Source organism: Pseudarthrobacter sp. NPDC058196 (assembly GCF_042882685.1).
GTDB lineage: Bacteria > Actinomycetota > Actinomycetes > Actinomycetales > Micrococcaceae > Arthrobacter.
Genome location: NZ_JBHVVN010000028.1, coordinates 1 through 4,514, shown reverse-complemented (window position 1 = coordinate 4,514; position 4,514 = coordinate 1). Strand labels below are relative to the sequence as shown.

The following is a 4,514-nucleotide window of genomic DNA, read 5'->3' as shown; positions in this document are numbered from 1 at the left end:
CCGGTCCCATTCCGAACCCGGAAGCTAAGACCCACAGCGCCGATGGTACTGCACCCGGGAGGGTGTGGGAGAGTAGGACACCGCCGGACACACACATTGGTCGAGGCCCCAACCACACGGTTGGGGCCTCCCACATTTAAACACCACCTAGACTTACCGTCTATGACCCCCCGAAGCACAAGCCCCAAGGGCAAACGGGCCACCATCCTGGATGTTGCCGCTGCCTCCGGTGTCTCCCGGCAAACCGTCACCCGTGCCATGAACGACATGCCCGGGATCAGCCCCGAGACCCGTGAACGCGTCCAGAGGATCGCTTCGGAGCTGGGCTACAGCCCCAGCCGCTTCGCCAAGGGGTTGGTCCAGGGAGCGAAGGTATCGATTGGCCTCGCCATCCCGGACCTGACCAACCCATACTTCCCCGCGTTTGCGTCCAGCGTGGTGGAGGCAGCCACCGGGCGCGGCTGGAACGTCGTGGTTGATGACTATGGGCACGGAACCGGCAGTGCCATCGACGCCGCGGCCAGGCTCGCACCCCAGGTGGACGCCCTAATCGGCTACCTCGCGCCGCACGCGGACGAGGCGCAGGCGCTTATGGCCCGCCGGCCCGTCGTCGCCCTGGACTCGCCGGACGCGGGAACCGCCGGCCGCATCTCGTTCGACTACCGCCACGCTGCGAGGCTGGCACTTGCCCGCCTTGCTGCCAGGGGTTGCACGAACGTCGCCTTCCTGGACTCGGACCAAGGCGGGCCTGCCGGCAGTCGGAGCGCGGCAGCCGCAGCCGTCGCCGAAGAAGCTGGAATGCAGCTCACCCGCGTCCAGGCCGGGCCCTCCGCGGCCGCCGCCAAGGCAGCCGTGGCCCTCTTGGCGGAGCGAGGACGGCCTGTTGACGGCATCCTTGCCTTCAACGACCTCATGGCCGCCGGTGCGCTTAAAGCGTTGCAGGCCTCCGGCAAGGCCGTCCCCGGCGACTGCGCGGTCATCGGAATGGACGGGATACCGCTCGGGGAACTACTCACGCCTGAGCTGACCACCCTAGCGCTGGACCTGCGTGCCGTAGGACGCGCCGCCGTCGGCCTCCTCGAAGGACTCCTCTCAGGCTCGCTCGAGGAAGGCGGGACGGAGGCCCATCTGGTCCTTCGGCACGAGCTGGTTCTCCGCCAGTCCGCCTAGACCCCTACTCAAAAGTGCAAGGAGCAGATAGGCTTTTGAGTGCATTTGCGTGAACGTTCACGTTATTCCATCCCAGACACTTCCAGCAAGGAAAACCATGGCACTCCACACCCCCGCTGCGACTGACGGCGGCCAGGACCCCCGCGGCGCCACACGCCCCACCCCCAACCTGGAGCTTGGGCAGGAAGGGGTCCGGGAACTGGCATCGCTGGCGCCGGGACGAGGAAGCCTGCCTGCACGCTCCTACCTGGCAACCGACGCCCCCAGGCTTTCCCTCAACGGGGACTGGCAGTTCAGGCTGAGCCCTGGAATCCGGACTGCGCCCAACGACGGGTGGCAGCACGGAACGGACCTGGCCGGCTTCGTTCCGCTTCCTGTCCCCTCGAGCTGGAGCATGCACGGCCACGGATCCCCGGCCTACACCAATGTCCAGTTCCCCTTTGCCGTGGAACCGCCGTTCGTCCAGGAAGCCAACCCCATCGGGGACCACCTGGTGACCTTCCAGGCAGGTCCGGAGTTCTTCCCGCACGCGCTGTTACGGTTCGACGGCATCGACTCCGCCGGGACGGTATGGCTGAACGGTGTTGAACTTGGAACCACCCGCGGCAGCAGGCTGGCCCACGAATTCGACGTGTCCGGCATCCTGGTGGAGGGCACCAACACCCTGGCCGTCCGGGTGGCCCAGTTCTCCGCCGCCAGCTACGTGGAGGACCAGGACATGTGGTGGCTTCCGGGGATCTTCCGGGACGTGACCCTCCAGGCGCGGCCCGCTGACGGCCTCGACGATCTGTTCGTCCACGCGGACTACGACCACGCGACGGGTCACGGCACGCTGAAGGTCGAGGTGACCCGGGCCGGCAAGGCGATTGACGCCGTCGTCCGCATCCCTGAACTCGGCCTGGAACTCCCCGCTGGGGCCCAACACACCGTCCCGGACGCGGAGCCGTGGTCGGCGGAACAGCCGCGCCTGTATGACGCCACCGTCAGCACCCCCGGTGAGACAGCATCCGTGAAAGTGGGATTCCGCAGCATCACCATCGAGGATGCCCAGTTCAAGGTCAACGGCCGGCGCATCCTGCTCCGCGGTGTAAACCGCCATGAACACCACCCCAAGCTTGGCCGCGTGGTGCCGCGGGACGTGGTGGAAGCCGAACTGCGGTTGATGAAGCAACACAACATCAACGCGATCCGCACCTCGCACTACCCGCCGCATCCGGAATTCCTGGCCCTGGCAGACCAGCTCGGGTTCTATGTGGTCCTCGAGTGCGACCTCGAGACGCATGGATTCGTGGGGGCCGGATGGGCGCAGAACCCCAGCGACGATCCGCAGTGGGAGGAAGCCCTGGTGGACCGGATGGAGCGGACCGTGGAACGCGACAAAAACCATCCGTCAGTGATCATGTGGTCGCTCGGCAACGAGGCTGGCACGGGCCGGAACCTTGCCGCCATGTCCCGTTGGGCCAAGGACCGCGATCCGTCGCGCCCCATCCACTACGAAGGCGACTGGTCTTCGCCCGACGTTGACGTCTACTCCCGGATGTATGCCAGCCAGGCCGAGACGGCGCTGATCGGCCAAGGAATCGAACCGCCCCTCGAGAACGCCGAACTGGACGCCAGGCGCCGCGCCATGCCGTTCGTGCTCTGCGAATACGTCCATGCCATGGGCAACGGACCCGGTGGCATGAGCGAATACCAGGAACTGTTCGACAAATACCCGCGGCTGATGGGCGGCTTCGTGTGGGAGTGGCTGGAGCACGGCATCACCGTGACGGACGCGGATGGCGGCGAACACTTCGCCTATGGCGGGGACTTTGGTGAAGAGGTCCACGATGGAAACTTCGTCACTGACGGCTTGGTTGACGCCAACCGCAAGCCCCGGCCCGGGCTGCTGGACTTCAAGAAGGTCATCGAGCCGCTGCGCATGGAGGTCGGGCAGGATTGGGCCCGTTTCACCGTGCGCAATGGCCAGGACTTTGCGGACACCTCCGCTTTCACCTTCCGGTACACAGTGGAGGCCGACGGCGACACCCAGGTTGAGGGGACAGCGGCGGTAGCGCCGGTAGCGCCCCAGTCCGAGGGAGTCGTCGAGCTGCCTGGGGAAATTGCCGGGTATGCTGCCGCGCTGGGATCCGGCCAGTCTGCGGTGCTGACCGTGAGCGCCGTGCTTGCTGCGGATACGGCCTGGGCCGGGGCCGGCCACGAGGTCGCTTGGGGCCAGGCGGCCCGTTTTGGGGCACCGGAACCGCGGCTGGATGCAGGGGACGGTGTCGAGGTCACGGACGGCGAGCTGATTCTTGGCAACGCCCGGTTCAGCCGGGCAACCGGCATGCCCACCTCCATTGGTGGCCTTCCGGTCGACAAACTGGGGCTGGTCCTGTGGTGGGCACCTACGGACAACGACCTGGGCAGGGAATGGGGCAGCATCGACGAACGGCCGCTCGCCACCCAGTGGAAGGATGCGGGACTGGGCCGCCTGCACACACGCCTGCTGGGGATCACGGCAGAACCGGCTGCCGGAGGCGGCGAACAACTCCGTGTCAGCACCCGCGTCGGCGCCGCGGACAAGCAGTACGGGGTGCTGGTCGACTACCTGTGGACCAGCAACTCCGGAGCTCTTGCACTGCGGACCCGCGTTACGCCGGCAGGGGACTGGGTCAACGCCGGCTTCGACGTCGAATGGGCGAGAATCGGGTTGGAACTCGTCCTCGCGGCCGAGACAACCACGGTGGAATGGTTCGGGCAGGGTCCGCACCAGAGTTATCCGGACACCGGCCAGGGAGCGCGGATGGGGTGGTTCGAGTTGCCACTGGCCGGCTTGGAGGTCGACTATGTCCGGCCGCAGGAGTCCGGGGCGCGCGGCTCCGTACGGCAGGCGGTCCTGGAAACCGGCGGCAAACAACTGCAGCTCTCCGGAGAGCCCTTTGCGCTGACCGTCAGGCCCTACGGCATGGACGTCCTCGCCGCCGCGACGCACCGACCCGACCTCCTTCCGGACGGACGCAGTTACGTTTACGTTGACCACGCCCGCCGGGGTGTGGGAACCGCAGCGTGTGGCCCCGGCGTCCTGGAGCCGTACCGGCTGAAGCCCCGCGAAGCTGAGTTCGAGGTCCTCTTCCGGGTCCAGGGCTGAGGCCGCCCCAGGATGTGAGCCACTCAACATAAGCTCCGGAGCCTCGAGAGCGCCGTGAGGGCACGGCAAGCACTGCCGGAATCCGCGGAAATCCGCGGTTTCCGGCAGTGTGCGGAGCCCTGGGTGGCGGGTTTGCGGTGGGGTGGGAGTGCGTGTATTGTTTTCTAAGTCGCCGCGGGGGACAGCGAAGAGCTGGTAACCGCGGGTGGCCAAA

The 4,514-nt window shown here is 66.9% G+C and carries 2 protein-coding genes and 1 rRNA gene; all 3 read left to right on the top strand.

The window, feature by feature from the left end; genetic code table 11:
* A 5S ribosomal RNA gene (rrf, locus tag ACFVVC_RS22365) occupies nt 1–89 on the top strand; the annotation flags it as partial.
* A 73-nt stretch (nt 90–162) separates the two neighbouring features.
* Complete coding sequence (locus ACFVVC_RS22360) at nt 163–1,170, top strand: LacI family DNA-binding transcriptional regulator (RefSeq protein ID WP_387458514.1); 1,008 nt, start codon at nt 163–165, stop codon at nt 1,168–1,170.
* Nucleotides 1,171–1,267: 97 nt separating this feature from the next.
* Nucleotides 1,268–4,300: a glycoside hydrolase family 2 TIM barrel-domain containing protein gene (locus tag ACFVVC_RS22355; RefSeq protein ID WP_387458512.1), complete on the top strand. Its 3,033-nt coding sequence runs from the start codon at nt 1,268–1,270 to the stop codon at nt 4,298–4,300.
* Nucleotides 4,301–4,514: the final 214 nt, after the last annotated feature.

What these genes read in the sequence shown, in the direction of transcription:
- ACFVVC_RS22360 (WP_387458514.1), top strand. Translation starts at nt 163, where the DNA reads ATGACCCCCCGAAGCACAAGCCCCAAGGGCAAACGGGCCACCATCCTG.
- ACFVVC_RS22355 (WP_387458512.1), top strand. Translation starts at nt 1,268, where the DNA reads ATGGCACTCCACACCCCCGCTGCGACTGACGGCGGCCAGGACCCCCGC.